At 43.4% G+C, this 16,047-nt stretch carries 38 protein-coding genes; 36 read left to right on the forward strand and 2 right to left on the reverse strand.

Translation table 11 applies throughout. The features are described 5' to 3' along the window. Positions 1-53 precede the first annotated feature (53 nt). A complete protein-coding gene (locus JOD82_RS26180) occupies positions 54-728 on the reverse strand; it encodes a helix-turn-helix transcriptional regulator (protein WP_209950204.1) in 675 nt (224 codons plus the stop codon). Positions 729-944: 216 nt separating this feature from the next. On the opposite strand from JOD82_RS26180, the gene JOD82_RS26185 reads away from it, so the two are divergent. From JOD82_RS26185 to JOD82_RS26195, 3 genes are read left to right on the forward strand one after another with little or no spacing between them, the layout of a single operon-like run. Then, positions 945-1,229 carry a helix-turn-helix transcriptional regulator gene (locus tag JOD82_RS26185; protein ID WP_209950205.1) on the forward strand — a complete coding sequence of 95 codons (285 nt, stop codon included), beginning with the start codon at positions 945-947 and terminating at the stop codon, positions 1,227-1,229. Beyond that, positions 1,180-1,533, forward strand: coding sequence for a DUF771 domain-containing protein (locus JOD82_RS26190; RefSeq protein ID WP_209950206.1), 354 nt, complete (start codon positions 1,180-1,182; stop codon positions 1,531-1,533). The genes JOD82_RS26185 and JOD82_RS26190 overlap by 50 nt, the downstream gene beginning before the upstream one ends. After that, entirely contained in the window at positions 1,530-1,721 is a 192-nt protein-coding gene (locus JOD82_RS26195; RefSeq protein ID WP_209950207.1) for a hypothetical protein, read from the forward strand. Before JOD82_RS26190 ends, JOD82_RS26195 begins: the two co-directional genes overlap by 4 nt. A gap of 1 nt (position 1,722) precedes the next feature. Here the strand turns inward: JOD82_RS26195 and JOD82_RS26200 are convergent, their stop codons facing one another. Further along, a complete protein-coding gene (locus JOD82_RS26200) occupies positions 1,723-1,953 on the reverse strand; it encodes a hypothetical protein (protein ID WP_209950208.1) in 231 nt (76 codons plus the stop codon). 84 nt (positions 1,954-2,037) lie between these two features. Between JOD82_RS26200 and JOD82_RS29650 the strand changes: the two genes are divergently transcribed. From JOD82_RS29650 to JOD82_RS26355, 33 genes are all read left to right on the forward strand, one after another. Next, complete coding sequence (locus JOD82_RS29650; protein ID WP_312887716.1) at positions 2,038-2,805, forward strand: phage antirepressor KilAC domain-containing protein; 768 nt, start codon at positions 2,038-2,040, stop codon at positions 2,803-2,805. 2 nt (positions 2,806-2,807) lie between these two features. Beyond that, positions 2,808-3,074, forward strand: a complete 267-nt coding sequence (locus tag JOD82_RS26210; RefSeq protein ID WP_209950209.1) for a hypothetical protein — start codon at positions 2,808-2,810, stop codon at positions 3,072-3,074. Positions 3,075-3,076: 2 nt separating this feature from the next. After that, complete coding sequence (locus tag JOD82_RS29575; protein ID WP_280921464.1) at positions 3,077-3,208, forward strand: hypothetical protein; 132 nt, start codon at positions 3,077-3,079, stop codon at positions 3,206-3,208. A gap of 5 nt (positions 3,209-3,213) precedes the next feature. Next, positions 3,214-3,405: a hypothetical protein gene (locus JOD82_RS26215; RefSeq protein ID WP_209950210.1), complete on the forward strand. Its 192-nt coding sequence runs from the start codon at positions 3,214-3,216 to the stop codon at positions 3,403-3,405. A gap of 1 nt (position 3,406) precedes the next feature. Continuing rightward, a complete protein-coding gene (locus tag JOD82_RS26220) occupies positions 3,407-3,568 on the forward strand; it encodes a hypothetical protein (RefSeq protein WP_209950211.1) in 162 nt (53 codons plus the stop codon). Positions 3,569-3,714: 146 nt separating this feature from the next. Next, the gene (locus JOD82_RS26225) at positions 3,715-3,933 is read left to right on the forward strand and encodes a hypothetical protein (protein WP_209950212.1); all 219 of its coding nucleotides are present in this window, start codon (positions 3,715-3,717) and stop codon (positions 3,931-3,933) included. A 42-nt stretch (positions 3,934-3,975) separates the two neighbouring features. Next, positions 3,976-4,854, forward strand: coding sequence for a hypothetical protein (locus tag JOD82_RS26230; protein ID WP_209950213.1), 879 nt, complete (start codon positions 3,976-3,978; stop codon positions 4,852-4,854). Beyond that, positions 4,841-5,641 carry a PD-(D/E)XK nuclease-like domain-containing protein gene (locus JOD82_RS26235; protein WP_209950290.1) on the forward strand — a complete coding sequence of 267 codons (801 nt, stop codon included), beginning with the start codon at positions 4,841-4,843 and terminating at the stop codon, positions 5,639-5,641. Before JOD82_RS26230 ends, JOD82_RS26235 begins: the two co-directional genes overlap by 14 nt. Positions 5,642-5,654: 13 nt before the next feature. Beyond that, positions 5,655-6,080, forward strand: a complete 426-nt coding sequence (gene ssb, locus JOD82_RS26240) for a single-stranded DNA-binding protein (RefSeq protein ID WP_209950214.1) — start codon at positions 5,655-5,657, stop codon at positions 6,078-6,080. 16 nt (positions 6,081-6,096) lie between these two features. Further along, positions 6,097-6,429 carry a hypothetical protein gene (locus JOD82_RS26245; protein ID WP_209950215.1) on the forward strand — a complete coding sequence of 111 codons (333 nt, stop codon included), beginning with the start codon at positions 6,097-6,099 and terminating at the stop codon, positions 6,427-6,429. Positions 6,430-6,440: 11 nt separating this feature from the next. Then, on the forward strand, positions 6,441-7,289 hold the full coding sequence (locus JOD82_RS29405) for a hypothetical protein (protein WP_245249146.1): 849 nt from the start codon (positions 6,441-6,443) through the stop codon (positions 7,287-7,289). 103 nt (positions 7,290-7,392) lie between these two features. Continuing rightward, complete coding sequence (locus JOD82_RS29410) at positions 7,393-8,070, forward strand: ATP-binding protein (protein ID WP_312887718.1); 678 nt, start codon at positions 7,393-7,395, stop codon at positions 8,068-8,070. A gap of 25 nt (positions 8,071-8,095) precedes the next feature. After that, the gene (locus JOD82_RS26255) at positions 8,096-8,461 is read left to right on the forward strand and encodes a BC1872 family protein (RefSeq protein ID WP_209950217.1); all 366 of its coding nucleotides are present in this window, start codon (positions 8,096-8,098) and stop codon (positions 8,459-8,461) included. Next, a complete protein-coding gene (locus JOD82_RS26260; protein ID WP_209950218.1) occupies positions 8,458-8,628 on the forward strand; it encodes a DUF3797 domain-containing protein in 171 nt (56 codons plus the stop codon). Before JOD82_RS26255 ends, JOD82_RS26260 begins: the two co-directional genes overlap by 4 nt. Before the next feature lie 441 nt (positions 8,629-9,069). Further along, on the forward strand, positions 9,070-9,243 hold the full coding sequence (locus JOD82_RS26265) for a hypothetical protein (protein ID WP_209950219.1): 174 nt from the start codon (positions 9,070-9,072) through the stop codon (positions 9,241-9,243). A gap of 3 nt (positions 9,244-9,246) precedes the next feature. Continuing rightward, a complete protein-coding gene (locus JOD82_RS26270) occupies positions 9,247-9,438 on the forward strand; it encodes a hypothetical protein (protein ID WP_209950220.1) in 192 nt (63 codons plus the stop codon). Between the two features lie 3 nt (positions 9,439-9,441). Further along, complete coding sequence (locus JOD82_RS26275; protein WP_209950221.1) at positions 9,442-9,720, forward strand: hypothetical protein; 279 nt, start codon at positions 9,442-9,444, stop codon at positions 9,718-9,720. Further along, positions 9,713-10,102, forward strand: coding sequence for a YopX family protein (locus tag JOD82_RS26280; protein ID WP_209950222.1), 390 nt, complete (start codon positions 9,713-9,715; stop codon positions 10,100-10,102). Before JOD82_RS26275 ends, JOD82_RS26280 begins: the two co-directional genes overlap by 8 nt. Before the next feature lie 102 nt (positions 10,103-10,204). Next, complete coding sequence (locus JOD82_RS26285; protein WP_209950223.1) at positions 10,205-10,345, forward strand: hypothetical protein; 141 nt, start codon at positions 10,205-10,207, stop codon at positions 10,343-10,345. Then, on the forward strand, positions 10,326-10,571 hold the full coding sequence (locus JOD82_RS26290) for a hypothetical protein (protein ID WP_209950224.1): 246 nt from the start codon (positions 10,326-10,328) through the stop codon (positions 10,569-10,571). Before JOD82_RS26285 ends, JOD82_RS26290 begins: the two co-directional genes overlap by 20 nt. After that, a complete protein-coding gene (locus tag JOD82_RS26295; protein ID WP_209950225.1) occupies positions 10,568-10,924 on the forward strand; it encodes a DUF1064 domain-containing protein in 357 nt (118 codons plus the stop codon). Before JOD82_RS26290 ends, JOD82_RS26295 begins: the two co-directional genes overlap by 4 nt. A 57-nt stretch (positions 10,925-10,981) precedes the next feature. Next, positions 10,982-11,491, forward strand: a complete 510-nt coding sequence (locus JOD82_RS26300; RefSeq protein ID WP_209950226.1) for a dUTP diphosphatase — start codon at positions 10,982-10,984, stop codon at positions 11,489-11,491. Continuing rightward, positions 11,488-11,691 (forward strand): hypothetical protein, encoded by a 204-nt coding sequence (locus tag JOD82_RS26305; protein ID WP_209950227.1) that lies wholly within the window; start codon positions 11,488-11,490, stop codon positions 11,689-11,691. The genes JOD82_RS26300 and JOD82_RS26305 overlap by 4 nt, the downstream gene beginning before the upstream one ends. Before the next feature lie 2 nt (positions 11,692-11,693). After that, complete coding sequence (locus JOD82_RS26310) at positions 11,694-11,978, forward strand: hypothetical protein (protein WP_209950228.1); 285 nt, start codon at positions 11,694-11,696, stop codon at positions 11,976-11,978. 80 nt (positions 11,979-12,058) lie between these two features. Beyond that, the gene (locus tag JOD82_RS26315; RefSeq protein WP_209950229.1) at positions 12,059-13,015 is read left to right on the forward strand and encodes a DNA cytosine methyltransferase; all 957 of its coding nucleotides are present in this window, start codon (positions 12,059-12,061) and stop codon (positions 13,013-13,015) included. 48 nt (positions 13,016-13,063) lie between these two features. Then, positions 13,064-13,261 (forward strand): DNA translocase FtsK, encoded by a 198-nt coding sequence (locus tag JOD82_RS26320; RefSeq protein ID WP_209950230.1) that lies wholly within the window; start codon positions 13,064-13,066, stop codon positions 13,259-13,261. Between the two features lie 33 nt (positions 13,262-13,294). After that, a complete protein-coding gene (locus JOD82_RS26325; protein WP_209950231.1) occupies positions 13,295-13,495 on the forward strand; it encodes a hypothetical protein in 201 nt (66 codons plus the stop codon). Positions 13,496-13,552: 57 nt separating this feature from the next. Then, the gene (locus JOD82_RS26330; RefSeq protein ID WP_209950232.1) at positions 13,553-13,993 is read left to right on the forward strand and encodes a YopX family protein; all 441 of its coding nucleotides are present in this window, start codon (positions 13,553-13,555) and stop codon (positions 13,991-13,993) included. Next, positions 13,986-14,360, forward strand: coding sequence for a hypothetical protein (locus tag JOD82_RS26335; RefSeq protein ID WP_209950233.1), 375 nt, complete (start codon positions 13,986-13,988; stop codon positions 14,358-14,360). Before JOD82_RS26330 ends, JOD82_RS26335 begins: the two co-directional genes overlap by 8 nt. A 56-nt stretch (positions 14,361-14,416) precedes the next feature. After that, positions 14,417-14,668, forward strand: coding sequence for a hypothetical protein (locus tag JOD82_RS26340; RefSeq protein ID WP_245249147.1), 252 nt, complete (start codon positions 14,417-14,419; stop codon positions 14,666-14,668). Between the two features lie 53 nt (positions 14,669-14,721). Continuing rightward, a complete protein-coding gene (locus tag JOD82_RS26345; RefSeq protein ID WP_209950234.1) occupies positions 14,722-15,054 on the forward strand; it encodes a hypothetical protein in 333 nt (110 codons plus the stop codon). A gap of 120 nt (positions 15,055-15,174) precedes the next feature. Further along, positions 15,175-15,387 carry a hypothetical protein gene (locus JOD82_RS26350; protein WP_209950235.1) on the forward strand — a complete coding sequence of 71 codons (213 nt, stop codon included), beginning with the start codon at positions 15,175-15,177 and terminating at the stop codon, positions 15,385-15,387. A gap of 30 nt (positions 15,388-15,417) precedes the next feature. Next, on the forward strand, positions 15,418-15,795 hold the full coding sequence (locus tag JOD82_RS26355; protein ID WP_209950236.1) for a hypothetical protein: 378 nt from the start codon (positions 15,418-15,420) through the stop codon (positions 15,793-15,795). Positions 15,796-16,047 lie beyond the last annotated feature (252 nt).

Here is a 16,047-nt window from a genome sequence, read left to right on the forward strand (position 1 = left end):
GGTAGAAGAAGCCAGTCTTACGACATAGGCCACAAGATAATTGATTTGATATATTATTTTTCTCCTTGGTAATCGCCTGGTTTGCGGTCTTTTTCTTTCTCCTGAATGAATCTCCAGAACTGCATTAGTTCCCGTTTTCTTTCTTCAGGCGCTTCTAAATAATCTCTGAAAAACAATCCATATTCAGGATTATTCAGAAATTTTTTAAATTCTTTGTATTCACGTTCCTCTGGTATTGAAGCAATTGAATCAACGTCATCTTCTTCATCAGTGTTAATTGATCTTTCGTTTTGCCCAAGCAAGTAATCTGCTGACACACTAAAAAATTCAGCGATCTTATTAATCTTATCCATTGGAGGAAGCCCATGAGCTCCTATTTGTATAAGTTTAAACTGAGATAACCCAACACTTTCGCCCACTTTTTCATATGAAATATCTCTTTCTTTTATAAGATCATTTAATGTTTGAACGAAATGCCTAAGTGTAGCTTTATCGTATTCAATGTAGCCAGCCCGTTCCATCATGATGTCGAAAGGGCAATTCAATATTTTAGACAATTTTTGCAACGTTTGTACTTTAGGGGCATTCCTTTCACCATTTTCAATTCTAGAAAGATGTGAATGGCTTATTCCCGCCTTTTCTGCGACTTCTGTAATGGTTAAGGATTTAGATTCGCGTAACCTCTTAATAAATTGACCGAATGATTCTTCAAATTCATTGTCTTTCAAGAATTATTCACCATCCAATGTTTTGCTATTTGACAATACTAATTATACATTCTTGTTGTCAAAAAGCAAGTTAAAAGAAGAAATATATTTGTCATTTGACACAAATGCCTGAATTCGCTTGAATATAGACGTATTTGACCAAATTCAAGGTTTTGCTATTTGACACAATTGATATATGATTAATGTGTCAAAAGGAACAGGAAGGAGGTGGTAAGTTTGAAGACTGCTCTAATAGATGTTGATAAAATAAAAAAATACATGAAGGAGGAGCGGATTAATGCTTCTCACTTCGCAAAACAGATTGGCGTTTCTCCTTCTTGTCTTTCACGTTTTCTTAGTGGTCAGCGAGAAGCCAGCGGTCAAGTCTGGTCTGGGTTAATAACTCATTTCGGAAAAAAAGTTTTTAATTATATTTTTTTTGAAATGAATGTGTCAAAAGACACGAAAGGGGATGAAGACAATACAAAAGACAAACCCGATATTGCAGATCAAGTTAGATGAAGTTCTGCTACGTGAAATGATTTTTGATGCGGCTAAAGCAATTCTTGATAAACATGAAATTGGATGTTGGTGGGATTTAAAAAGATTAGAGATTGAGACTTGCCGAAAACGAGATTGGTTGTTAGAACATATTCTACTTAATCCAAATTACAAAGAGGAAATGAAACTAATCACTAATGGGCGCGATGGTGGACGCTGGATGATTCGGGGTTCAGAAATGAAGGTTTTTTTGGACAAGCACTTCCATCAATTGAATCGTTCGAAACATAGAAATGTCAGCAATAAGAAAGGAGAAACAGTATGACTCAATTAACTGAGGAAAGAGTAAGAGAAATATTTCGTGAGGAAATGGAAAAAGCAAGTGCCGCTATTTCAGCAGCACTCGGAAATGGAAAAGGTGTTTATGATGATGGTCTTTCTATACAGAAGGAAAAACAATCGAAAGTAAAAGATGCATTCCTCTTGTATCTAGAAAACTTCAACAAAGATTAATTCAGGACTTGCTAGCGTTATCTAATTCCAAAGCTTCGTGGTATTGTTTCAAACCAGCTTTGACCATTTCTTCAATGATAATAAATGTAAGATGGTTTTGTTCTACAATCTGCTTCATTTCTGGATCGAGCATTTCAGTTAAAAAATCTTTCTTCTGATCCTTAATTCTATGTGCAGCTTTGTAAGTAGCTTCCTTAACAGTAAAATTCATAATTTTATCAAAATCCAACATGTTCCCACCTCCTTCCACGTATGGTGGTAAGCCTAGACAATCTACATCATACCAGAAAGGAAATTATTTGAAAGGACTGATTATGTGACTCAATTAGTTACGATCCATGGTGTTAAAGGATTCATTGATTCAAATGGGACAGTTCAACTTAGTTTAGAGGACACTGTTCGCGGGCTTGGGTTCACCAAGTCAGAGACCAAGAAAGGGAAAATCTACAGCAGCATAAGATGGGATCGCATTTTTGAATATTTGACTGAATTTGGTTTCGACCACAAGTGGGCGAAAGATTCTTTCGTACCTGAGAACATCTTCTACCGTTTAGCCATGAAAGCTAAAAACGATGTTGGCGAAGCGTTTCAAATTAAAGTAGCGGATGAGATCCTACCGGCAATTCGCAAGCATGGCGCCTACATGACACCAGACACCATTGAAAAAACGCTTAATGATCCAGACTTTATCATCGGACTTGCATCCAAGTTGAAACAAGCTAATGCAGAGAAAGCAGAACTGACAGCGAAGATTGAACAGGACAAGCCCAAAGTAGTATTTGCAGAAGCACTGGAGGTTTCAAAGGACTCTATTCTCGTCGCTGACTTAGCCAAGCTACTTAAACAAAATGGTTTTGAGATTGGTGAGATCAGGTTGTTTGAATGGTTACGACAGAATGGTTACCTCATTAAATCCGGTAGCGAACGCAATATGCCAACCCAACGCTCAATGGATCTTAAGATCATGGAAATCAAAATGGGGCAGAGAATGAGTTCCAGTGAAGGTTCCAAAATCACACGAACAACAAAGATTACAGGCAAAGGGCAGATTTACTTTATCAATAAATTCAAGGAGGGTGCTTGAACATGGAACTGAGCAAACAGGAAAGTGAACTTATCGAATTTATTCGTACATTAGATTTTGACGACATGTTGAACGTGCTGGACGGTATTAAAGCCGTAGCAGAAGACTTGTCTACTAAATCCGTGGTGCATGCATCTAAAGGTAATGACAGGACCGCACAAGGATTTAAAAGCCAAGCTGAAAATATGGACAAGCTTGAGCAGTTACTTGGTGAAGCAAATGAAGAATACCGTAAGGAAATCTATTCTGGATTAGAAGAAGGAGAATGAATATGAACCCAATCTTTAGTGGTTTTGTTGCTGGCAAGCGAGTAAATGACATGCTGCTGATCAAGCGTGACGGTAGATGGTTCCAGCTTAAAACTATGGCAAGGTTGCAGGCAGAATCTATCAAAAGGAGTTGATAGGTATGTGGCGGTGGTGGCGTAAACGTCCTGCGGTAATCACAAAGGATCTTACGGGGCTGAGTGTACTGACGGATGAACATCTGGAATACTTGGGCCGATTGTATGAGCAGGAGCCTGAATATGGACTTATCAAAAACCGTATCTCATTTGGTCGTTATGTTGAGTTGTCTCAAAAGATCAAATGGGAGGTGTGACATGGAGATCAGATGCGGATGCGGCGCAGAAGCCAAGTATTTGGTCTATGAAGATAACCAGCCCCATTGTATGGAATGCATGCTTGATGCTGTTGAGTGTAAAAATCAGGTACTGGTGAGGGTGATGGATGATGCATATGCAAGTAAGGTGCAAAGGCAGTAGTAGTTACGCGGATTTGTGTGCTTTATCCCAAGTAGGCGGACAAGCCATAGAGCATCCGAATGGAACTGTGATTTTCAAATTCAGCAGTGATGTAACATATCAGGAATATCGTCGGATTAGACGTGAGCAAAAGGAGGGAGCCAAACGTGAAAACGCCGTTAGAACAAGCAATCCGGGTTCTGGAGGAACTTCAAGCTGATACGGAGATACGTGGTAAATCGCTCAATAACATCGTAGAACCATTGTTGATTTTTCGGGATGGTAAATTGCAATATGTACTCGAAGCTTTGTATGACGTGCGTAATACCTTAGAAAGTGAAACGACCCTGGCTGCAACCAGAGTCGAATCAGAAACATTTAAATAAACATTTGTGGTCACTATATCAAAATTTTAGGAGGATGTAAATATGAGTTTTGACGATCAACAACCAATTGACTATCAAAATTACTTACCGGAGGCCCCGCCTTCTTTCCGATCAACCACTACCGAAATGGCGACAACTCGCCAAACTGAGGAAGTAAAAGCAGCTATTTTTATGGCAAAACAGTTCCCACGTGATCAACAGGCATCCTTTAACCGCATCATGCTTTCCTGCCAGCGGAAGAAGCTTGCAGAAGAGGCGGAATATGAATATCCGAAAGGTGGTAGTAAGGTTTCCGGGCCATCTATTCGGCTGGCTGAGGTATTAGCACAGTCATGGGGCAATATTGATTACGGGCTGATTGAGCTGGAGCAACGGAACGGTGAGTCCAAGGCTATGGCCTATGCATGGGATATTGAAACGAATACTCGCCGCCAGATTGTTTTTACAGTCAAACATGAACGTAAGGCGGGGAGCACCACAAAGCAACTCACTGAAGCACGTGACGTTTACGAGGTTGTAGCAAATATGGGCAGTCGCAGGATGCGCGCTTGCATCCTTGGTGTAATCCCGGGCGATATAGTAGATGCAGCTCTTGCAGAATGCCGCAAGACGCTGGTCAACAGCTACACAGAACCGCTTGCTGACCGTGTAAGGAAAGCATTCCAACAGTTCCAGGAGAAGTACGGAGTTAATAAAGAAATGATTGAGAAGTGCATCGGATGCGCTCAGGATGCATTCACTGAAAATGACTATCTTCGTATCGGGAACATTTGGAAGTCGCTCAGAGATGGCATGGGCAAACGTGAAGACTATTTTGACTTTGGGGCGGTCCATGTTCCTAGCGCTGCTGAATTGGAATTTAAGGCGCAACAAGAAGTGGAAAAGGCGAAGACGGACGGTGGTCCAGATGCTGCTGAATGAAGAAAACTATTACTCTCAGGAAGCCAACCTAACCTATTGGAGTAACAGCCAGTATAAAGAGTTCCGAGACTGTGAAGCGCGAGCTATGGCTAGGCTTCAAGGCTGGACGGAACCAGCTACAGATGCGCTCCTGGTCGGCTCCTATGTGCATGCCTATTTCGAGGGACCAGAAGCTTTTAAAAGATTCAAAGATAGTAACCCTGAAATCATAGTTACTCGTGGAGCAACGAAAGGAAAACTGAAATCCCAGTTCCAATATGCCAACAAGATGATCGAAACCATAGAGAGTGATGCGCTTTGTATGTTTGTATTGCAAGGAAAAAAAGAGGTCATAATGACCGCCAGTTTTGCCGGAGCAAATTGGAAAATTAAAATGGATAATTACGCTTTGGAACGCAATCGGTTTTCAGATATTAAAACAGTCCAATCCATCCATAAGGAATCTTGGGATCAGGACAACGGTTATGTGTCCTTTGTACAGCAAAACCACTATGTAACTCAAATGGCCCTATACGCTGAGATTGAACGGATTGTACAGCAGCGTGACGGATGGATTGAACCTATTATCGTTGCGGTATCAAAGCAGGACCCGCCAGATAAAGCCGTGATCGGTATCAACGGGTACGACATCAAGCGTGAATTAGAGGGGATAGCGGATAACATGCCACACTTGATTGAAGTCAAAGCGGGCTTAGTGAAACCACGTCGTTGTGAACGCTGCCGATACTGTCGGGAGACGAAACAACTCAACCAAATAGTACACTATTCAGATTTGATTAATAGATAAAGGGGATAACACATTGTTAAATCGAGTAATATTGATCGGCCGTTTGACCAAAGAACCTGAATTACGATATACACCCAGCGGAGTTGCAACATGCTCCTTTACTCTTGCCGTAGACCGTCCGTTTACAAGCCAAGGCGGCGAACGAGAGGCGGACTTTTTACCAATCGTTACATGGCGGCAGCTTGCCGAGACGTGCGCTAATTATCTAAAAAAAGGGCGTTTAACAGCTGTAGAAGGTCGGGTTCAAGTGAGGAACTATGAAAACAACGAGGGAAAGCGTGTTTACGTCACTGAAATTGTGGCTGATAACGTCCGGTTCCTTGAATCTAACAAGAATGATAGTGCTGGTAGACAGCAGGCAGGGACCAAAAACAACAACGATCCATTTTCCGATGATGGCAAACCGATTGATATAGCAGACGAGGATCTTCCTTTTTAGAGATTGGAGGCATGCAATGATCGACTATGGATTTCATCCGGTTGATAAGCCCGGTGCAAGTGTCCGTGTAAAGCTTACACAGAAGCAGAAGGGTGATATTTCAAACAAGGTCCGCAAAAAGGTCAGAGAGCGTTCAGAGGGCTATTGTGAGGTCATGATCAAGTGTAAGGGTGCTAGAGCTGTCCAACAAGCTCATATTACTGGACGTGGACATATTGATCATAAGACAACGGAGTTGGATTTACTAGATAGCTGCTTGGTATGTCATAAGTATTTGGACGAACATCCTGAAGGGATCAGAACAAAGAGATTGTTGGCTAGACAAACGGCAATAGCACTAAAGAATTAGTAGGTGGTGACATGGACGGATGGATCAAACTCCACCGTAAAACTTTGGATAATCCGGTTGTTTGTAAGGATAGTGATTTTCTGGCTGTGTGGATGTACCTCCTTATGAATGCAACACACAAAGAGCAGCCAGCGGTATTTGCTGGAGAGAAAATCACCCTTCAACCGGGGCAGTTAATCACTGGTCGAAAGAAGATTGCGGAGAGATTTAACATTCACGAAAGCAAGGTGCAACGAGTCTTAAAAATGTTCGAAAACGAACAGCAAATTGAACAACGAACAAACAACCAAAACCGTTTGGTATCAATACTTTCGTGGTCTGATTACCAAACAAGTGAACACCAAAATGAACACCTAGTGAACAACGAGCGAACAACGGATGAACAACCAGTGAACACAAACAAGAATGTAAAGAATATAGAGAATGTTAAGAATGATAAGAAAAAAGACAGTATACCCAAAATCAAATTTGCTGAGTTTGTAAAACTGACTCAACAAGAATATGACAAACTTGTTCTTGCTCATGGAGAAGATAGAACAAAACGAATGATAGAAATCTTGGACAACTATAAAGGCTCAAAAGGCAAAAAATACGCTAGTGATTACCGAGCCATTTTAAACTGGGTTGTCGAAAGAGTAGAAGAGGAGGAGCAGAAGGGTGGATATAGACAAGCTAAACCTTTCACCGGAGGAAAAGCAGCTTCTTCAAAACACGATGCAGACAGCCAAGCACAAGCCAGCCAGAACGGTGGGGCGGTCGCCAATAGCGGAAGCGATCAACAAGATCGGATCAGAGCGGAAGGAGATTCCGAAAGATCCACGGGAGCCGGTTCGAAGTACGACATGTTTGTTCGCAGATGATGAATACGAGGGCGTGTACTGCTGCTTGAAGTGCCGCCAGCAGATTAAACGAACCTATTTCCCACCTAAGAAACAATGGGGGCTTAATCGGGCGTGTAAATGTGTGCAAGAAGAAAGCGAAAAGGCGCAGTTAGAAAGTGACCGAAGGCACCGCAGAGGGCAAATGGAGCGTGTATTTGCAAGAAGCATCATGAACGAGGAACTTAAACGAGCGTCCTTTGAAAGTTTCCAGCCACGTACAGGCACAGAACAGGTGCATAGAGCGGCGTTAGACTTTATAGATACCTACGAGACCAGAGAGACCGGATTATTGTTCTACGGGGACCCTGGGAACGGAAAAAGTCATTTGATGGCGGCTATACACCACGAGCTGAATCGGCAAGGTTATGTTTGCTTGTTTTTGGACGTACCTCAGCTCATGAAACTAGCAAAAACAGCCACTAGATTCGATTCAAAAATAAACTTAACTGACGTAATCAATGGTGCTGTATCGTGCGATTTGTTGACGTTGGATGAATTAGGAGCTGGGGATTTGCTGGCGGATGAATATAAGGACGTGCTATTCCCTATTCTTAACGGCAGACAAGGGAAAAAGACTAATATTACATCCAATCTTGACTTAGACGAATTGGAGCAATGGCTATTTAAAGATAAGTGGGGGAACGTCATTGATAAGAAAGGTCGACTATTTGACCGCATCTTGAAAAGTGTGGATATCTATCACAATAGCGGGACATCAAAACGACGTGAAGACGCTATGAAACGCATACAGCAAGGCTGACTCCAATAAGAAGGGAAGAAGATAGATGAATCGTGAAGAAGTAATAGCTAAATGGAATAGTATGCAGCCACAAGAGCGAGATATATGGATTGCTACGGATGTGATGGGATATAAGGCGGATCGAGTCAGACCAGGGATGGTCATCAACAGTAAAGGGTATTCAACAGCACCAGCAATGTACAGTGCCGACATTTCAGCGGCATGGGAAGTGCTAGAGAAGCCAAAAATTATGGATCGTATTCAGATTGGCTTATATCCTACCAGCTTCGGAAAATGGATTGCTAGACCATATATGGCGGGATACGAGAATTGCAGAGTACAAGCAGACAGTGGGCCTGAAGCCATCTGTTTAGCAGCTCTAATAGCTCAAGGAGAGGGGATAACAGAGTGAATATTCTTAAATCGTTGGAGTTGACAAAGGAATACGCTATCTGTCCGAAGTGCGGAAATGAAAATGTCGGGAATGGAGAAGGCGTGCTGAGAATCGAAGAGGACACATTTTTTCGGGCTTGTAAATGTGGTTGGTCAGTGTCTGTTGAAGGAGAGGGAATAGAGTAATGATTAAATGGATCAAACGTCTGATTTGTAGATACAGGGATCATAAATGGAAGACATATACAGTCAGCACAGGTTACGGGAGTAACGAAATAGAACAAGCAGGCTATTGTGTTCGGTGTGGTTGGGACGCTCACGGAGAATATCAGTGATGGAGGGGATAGAGGAATGATCCAATGGACTAAATACGACCCGAAAGATCGATCAATCGAAAGCCATGTTAACTACTTGGTAACAGACGGATACACGCCGCAGATAGCACAACGCGCAAACCTTGGGTCTGGTTTATATGGATGGATTGATCGTAGTAATCACCGAGTGTTCAATGTAACGCACTACTCAAGAATTAATACGCCGTAGGCCCCCGAAGCGACCGAATCACCTAGCGAAGCGGCAGCCGAATAAAATCACAGCCCCTAAAGGGCAAGGAGAGGACTAATGCATATGGAAATGACAATCGAAAGATTCACGGAATTGCTGGACGAGAAGATTTTTGAATTGGCTAAGGAAATGCGTGATGAATATGGACTTCATAAGCTTGTAATCAACCAAGACTCTAACTATGTAAACGGGAAGATAATAGTCAAATTATCCGAGCGCAACAAAGGAGAGGAATAAGGGATGATTAGAATATCGGGAACAGCAACTGTGCGTGTGGATTATGAAGTGGAAATCGAATTGACGGAAGATCAATTTTATGAACTAACCGAGAAAAAACAAAACGAACTCATTGAATCCGCAATTGACTGGCGGGATGCTTTACGGAATGGACAAACAGACGAAATTGAAGTCGATGATATTGAGGAGGTCTAAACCATGGATAAGAAGATACAAGAGATACGGATAAAAGCAATAAAAATAATGACTGAGAGACGACATGATACAGGCTGGACGCACACGGATGACCTACTAAACGATATCTTCTATGTGCTTGGTCAATTGGAGATTAAGGATAAGGCACTGGAGTTTTATGCGAATAAAAATAATCACCACTGGGGCGTTGAAGAAGAAGGAGCTGTCGTAGAGTCAGAAGTCATGATGGACTATGGCGAACGAGCCCGTACAGCTTTGAAAGGAGAGGATACAAGTGAGTAGACCCATCAAATTTAGAGCGTGGGACGTGTTTGCAAAGGAAATGGACTATGAGGTGACTATTGATCCAGAAGGCAAGGTGGCGGCATTCAATCCGCTTGATGGGCAATATGTACGCGGCTTCTCAGATGATGAAAAGGTGCTCATGCAATATACCGGACTAAAAGACCGTAACGGTAAAGAGATATATGAGGGAGATATATTGACGTGGCAGGATCACAAGCATTTATGGTCTACGGCTGATGATAGTTTCACCGCAAAAGCAACAGTGGAGTTTGATCTTGTGGAATTAAAGTATATGGTTGGTCATTTATCTCTGTCGGCAAAACGTGAGTTTGAGGTAATCGGCAACATCTATGAAACCCCACTGGAGGATACCCCATGAATCCAATAGACCCCTATGACCTAATTGATAAGGATTATGACGAGTTCCTGCGTATAGGAAGGGAAACGTATGGAATCGCTGAAAAGGAGGCTGAGAACGAACATGAGGGCATTTGAGAATGTGTCTGACGTGGAGTTAAAGCTAATAGCAAACAATCTGAACGTTGACTATGATTGCCGCATTGAAGCGACCAAGGAAATCTACCGGAGGGCAGGTGTAACGGATGGCATCAAAAGGGATTGAGAAAGATCGCAGATCTATTTACTTGGCATGTGATGGAATGAACTTCGCTTGGAAGCGGAAAGAAATAGACAATTTTGAACTTATGTGGTCAGAAGGAAAAAGTATCCGTCAAATAGGAGATGTACTCAACCGTGACCCAGACGAGGTATTGATATTAGCGCTGGATCGAATCAAAAACAGAAAGATAGAAGAACGCCCAGGTGGAGCATTGGGGGCGATGGCGTGAATAAGTACAATGCAAAGAAAAAAATCGTAGACGGCATTGAATTTGACAGTATGACAGAAGCGAAGAGATACGCTGAACTAGTAATTTTAGAGCGCGGTGGACTAATAAGTGAATTGACTTTACAACCGAAATTTACACTGCTGGAGCCGTTCACAAAGCACGGAAAAAAGCGAAGGGCAATAACCTACAAAGCAGACTTTATGTACATGGAAGATGGAAAAACGATAGTCGAGGATGTAAAGGGTTTTGCAGCAAGGGATTTCTCGTTACGGCGAAAGCTATTTGACGCAAAATTTCCTGATCTAACTTTACGAGTCATAACCAATAAAAAAGGTGGATGGGAAGAAATGTAATACGTCATTGAATGATGATGGTAATTCATATAACAACATATAAAGGAGATTTGCGAAATGGATGTAAGAGTGAAAAAGGTATCGGAAGATGCGGTATTACCCAAATATGCAACTACAGGAGCTGCGGCGTTTGATTTAGTTGCTACTGAAGAAGTGGTGATTGCACCAGGAGAAACAAAGAGAGTTCCTTTAGGACTAGCTTTTGAGGTCCCAGAAGGATACGTACTTATTATTGCGATGCGGTCCGGTATCTCAGTCAAAACAAAACTGCGGCAACCGAATGGTATAGGTGTAATTGACTCGGATTATAGAGGCGAAGTTTCAATGTTGTTCGACAATACGAACGAGGTATTCGCCGCAGGTACAAATGTAATTTATTTTGTGGATGGCAAGTTTGGAAATCACACCGAATTTGTCCAAGAAGGAACCTACCTAATAAAAAAAGGTGACCGAGTGGCTCAGGGATTCATTATGGAGACTCCAAAAATCAATTTGGTCGAGGCAAACGAACTGACAGAGACAGAGCGTGGTGTAGGTGGATTTGGGCATACGGGTGTGCAGTCATGAAACAGATACCATGCACGCCAGCCTATTGGATGGATGAAGACGGGACGGTATATGGAGTAGGTAGAGGTGTTAAAGGGGAGAAAATTCCGCTGAAGCAACGGAACGGCACAGTGAATCTCAATATCGGCGGTAAAACAAAGGCTTATAAAGTGCGGGAGCTATACTTTAGGACTTTCAAAACATTCATGCCGGAGGGATAAGCATGATTTCTATAACTCCAGAACAATTTGATACAGCTAAGAAAAACGGAGTCAGTAAAGAGCTTTTGCGCTCCAGAATCCAAAAATGCAGATGGAGCATTGAAAAGGCAATCAGCACGCCACCTAAAAACGAAAGCGCCTATGATCGGCATAAAAGATGGATACGGATCGCTGAGAAAAACGGCATTAAGAAAGAGTATTTTGTACAGCGAGTAGAGCAGTACGGATGGAGTAAAAAAGACGCATCTACGTTACCAATAGGGACGGTAAGAAAGAAAAAAGCATAGCCCCCAAGGGCAGAGAGGACATAACACACCTTTGGGGATAAGAAGGAGGGAACAGCCCTCCATAAGGGGGAGAGACACATATGCGTAAATTGAGCCTGTTCAGTGGTATAGGCGGAATTGATTTGGCAGCTCATTGGGCAGGCATGGAGACGGTGGCATTTTGTGAGCGTGAGCCGTTTCCGCAGGCTGTATTACGTAAGCACTGGCCCAACATCCCCATATACGACGATGTATGTACATTAACTGCTGACCGGCTAAAGGAGGATGGAATACTTGGAGACAATCGAACAATTGACATTATTTCCGCTGGATACCCCTGCCAACCCTTTTCCAATGCCGGGAAACGCAGAGGCGAGGAAGATGACCGTCACCTCTGGCCAGAAGTTGCTAGATTACTATCGGAAATCCGGCCCCGTTGGTTCCTTGGTGAAAATGTTGCTGGGCACATCACTCTGGGACTCGACATTGTGCTTTCTGACTTGGAAGGGCTCGGCTACACCACACAAACGTTTGTTATTCCGGCTTGTGCCGTCGGTGCCCCGCATAGGAGAGACAGAGTATTTATCGCTTCCTGCACAGACGATGTGGCCTACACCAACAGCCTCAGAAACAACGGCTCGGGAAAACATAGACTTAACAAAGACAGGCAGGAGGGCTTGCAAGAATGGCAGCAGCCACAGTGTGGACCTGGCAACTACAGCGAAAATGTGGGGCACACCGAGCGCAGCGGATGCAGTGGGCAGCCACGGGGGAGGTCAAAGCAAGTCGCTACGAACGGACATATCAATGACCTTATCGGGGCAGAGTGGGCAGCTCAATCCAGATTGGGTGGAATGCTTGATGGGCTTTCCCGAAAACTGGACGAACATAGATGGCCGGCAGCATTAGGGCAGGAGCAGTACGATTGGGAGCCACCACGGGTAGCCACTGGTATTAAAGACCGTGTGGGTCGGCTTAAGGCGCTGGGCAATGCAGTTAATCCGCATCAGGTTTACCCGGTGTTGGCAGCTATAAAAGCCATAAATGACAGTCTATAAGGGGGATACACCCCCTACTACCTATATATCAAGGGAGAGATATACAAAATGAACATAGAAAAGCCAGAACGTTACGAAGAAGCATTGGAGGTAGTGAAGGCCAACCGCAAAGCATCGGTTACGTTCCTACAGCGGAAAATGCGTATTGGATATGTATGGGCTGCTAGAATTATTGACCGGATGGAAGAAGAGGGCCTAATTGGGCCGTACCGAGGTGATAAGCCGCGCGAAATTCACATTAAATAGTTTCCCCCTACTACCTATAAAGGAGAGATACCAATGAGTAAATACAAAGTGTATGGAACAGTAGCGGTGAGACAGTTGGTATATCTAGGAGAATATGAAGGGAATAGCATGCGTGAGATCGGCGCGCAGATTCGGTCTGAAAAGTCCCAAATGAGCCTAAGCCCACAAGAAATAGAGGAATTAGGCGGATTAGAGCTGATTGACTTAGATATTAGACAAATCAAAGAGAATTGAAATAGGCATAACAGCCTCTTACCCTACCCAATCAAATTAAAAGGAGCGAATGGATAAATGAGTGATACAAAAATTAAGTTCAAATGGTGGAATAAAGAAGATAAAGTGATGCTCGGTCCTGAGTTGGATGACAACTTTGAAATAAATATCGCTTCAAAAGGAGCATTATTCTTGACAGACACTTCTCGCCAAGACGAAGACGGTTGGGATTGGGAAATGGATGTAGTTTGGTTACGGTTCACGGGTTCGACGGATAAGAATGGGGAGGATATCTACGATGGTGATGTTTTAAAAATCCCTGACCTTTACGAAACACCTGAAAATACGGAACCAACATATAATTTTGCTCAAGTCAGTTACGAGAATGGAAGCTTTCTGATAGGCGGAGATATTGCCTACGACGATTGGGAGTATCTGGAGAGGGAGTCTGAGGTAATAGGAAACATACACGATAACCCGGAGCTGCTACAGCCCCAAGGAGGCGGTAAAGGTGAGTGAACGGTTAATGTATCTCGCTGACAGAGCTAAAGGCATGCTGACAGAGAGACAAGCACGAAGAGGCATATTAAATGCATGGGAAGCAGATCATGTGGAACTGGCCGAGGGTGTTAATCTTCTGTTGGAACAGATGGCAGAGAGGGACCGGACAATAGCCCGGATATCTGCTGACCTGGATACATCCGTTTCAAGTCAAATAGACATGACAGACAAAGCCTACAGATTCCAAAAGGCACTGGAATTTTATGCAGATAAGGAAAACTATAAGCTTACAAGACCATTTAGAGACGATGAACCAACATGCGGAAATGTATCGGAAATTGAATATGACAACGGTAAGTTAGCCCGTCAGGCATTAGGGGAGTAACCACCAATACAATACGCTCCTGCACTCTGACGGAGCGTTGGAAGGATGATAGATATATGAGCAAAATCAAGTTCCTTAAATGGTCGAACGGGAAGGAATGGGGAGAGATCAGTTGCCCTATGCTGGGCGGAGAATTGGTAATGACCTATTGGGGCGGTGGTCCTTGCTACTACACTTACACAGCGTCGTTTGTTCAGGATGGTGAAATATATTGCTATTGCTTTGATCATGACGTTGACGGATGGTGCGGGGACGAACAGATTTATTTAGGAGAATATGAGGACGAAGTAACTTGCAAATTTAGTTGAGGATTAAACCAAACAGGGTGTAGGACCTACACCCACTAAGGGAGGATATATAGATGACAGATAAACCACGTAACTGGCAAGAGGATATGGACAAGGTTAATGCGTTCAAGCATGCAAGATCCTGCGTGAATATTCCAAAGTATCAGACTATGCCTAGTATAGAAACCCCTTATGAACCACTTGAATACTGGCTCCAACAATATGCAGCACTTGAAAGGGAATACGAACGGTTTCAGAAAGCTGCAATGGGCTGGAATAACGATTTAACCAAGGCAGAGGCAGAAATACAACAAAAGGATGCAGAGATAGCCAGGCTCAAGAAGTCTATTGAAGGACTAAGAATGCTTCACAAGGCAACTAGGACTACCCAGGAGAACACCCCATGATAAGAGCCTATACCTCTATATTATGCGCATTACTGTTATATGTGGGTGTAGTCAGTATAGATAGGTATAGGATCATCACTCCGATTGAGCCTAACATACTGAGCGAAGGAAGGAATTTTGATGTCAGATAACAACGACATGGTAACTGCTAAGAGCTTTTGGGTGTGGACGAAAAAGGCAGAGATTAAGAACCCAGCGCATTCACGCGAAGGAGATCCAGTCCATGAAAGATATCTCTATGAGGCTCCTAAGTTTATGCTGGATGATGGATTAATACAGGACTCGGCAGATTCGCCGCGTGAAGGGCAGACAACTATATTTGATTTTCTATAAAGGAGCGACAAGATGGGGGCGATAGAGCAAATGGAATTATACCCGAGCATCACAGAAGCCGATAAGAAGGACGTTCGCGAGTTGCTGGGCAATTACCCTAAGATGCGCCTTACCGTCGAATCATTAGGCCGTAAGGAGTCTCTAACGGCGGAAGAAAGGCGCGTGTATCAGGAATGGAGCAAGTTGATCACCGAATTAGACATGGCAATCAATTTAATCCTGGACGATGAGGTAAAAAAGATCATTGAGCACCGCTTCATTAAGGGGCGTAAATATAAATTCACTGTGATACAATTCCAGAACCACGGCATGAGCGTTAACACCATTGACCGCCGAATAGACGAAGGAGTCAAAAGTATAGCAGAAACCTTGAAGCTATGCGGAATTTTGGGGGTAAGTTGGGGGTAACGTGGGGGCAATTTGGGGGAGAAACCATTTTAAAGTAGGGACATAGGGTTAACGCCCGGGTGTCCCTGCTGTCCCTTACCACGGCAGGACTCGTCCACGCTTAAAGGCACCGCTTTGAACACAGGGTGATAGAGCACTGAGTTGCGGTGGTGTGGAAGCGGGGAGGGAACAGGTTAGAGTCCTTTCCAAGCGACTCCGCCCGGGTGCTATAGAAATACGGGCAACAAATAAAATAATCACTCATGACCTTCA

It is taken from the genome of Paenibacillus sp. 1182, from assembly GCF_017833915.1.
Classification (GTDB): Bacteria; Bacillota; Bacilli; order Paenibacillales; family Paenibacillaceae; genus Paenibacillus; species Paenibacillus polymyxa_D.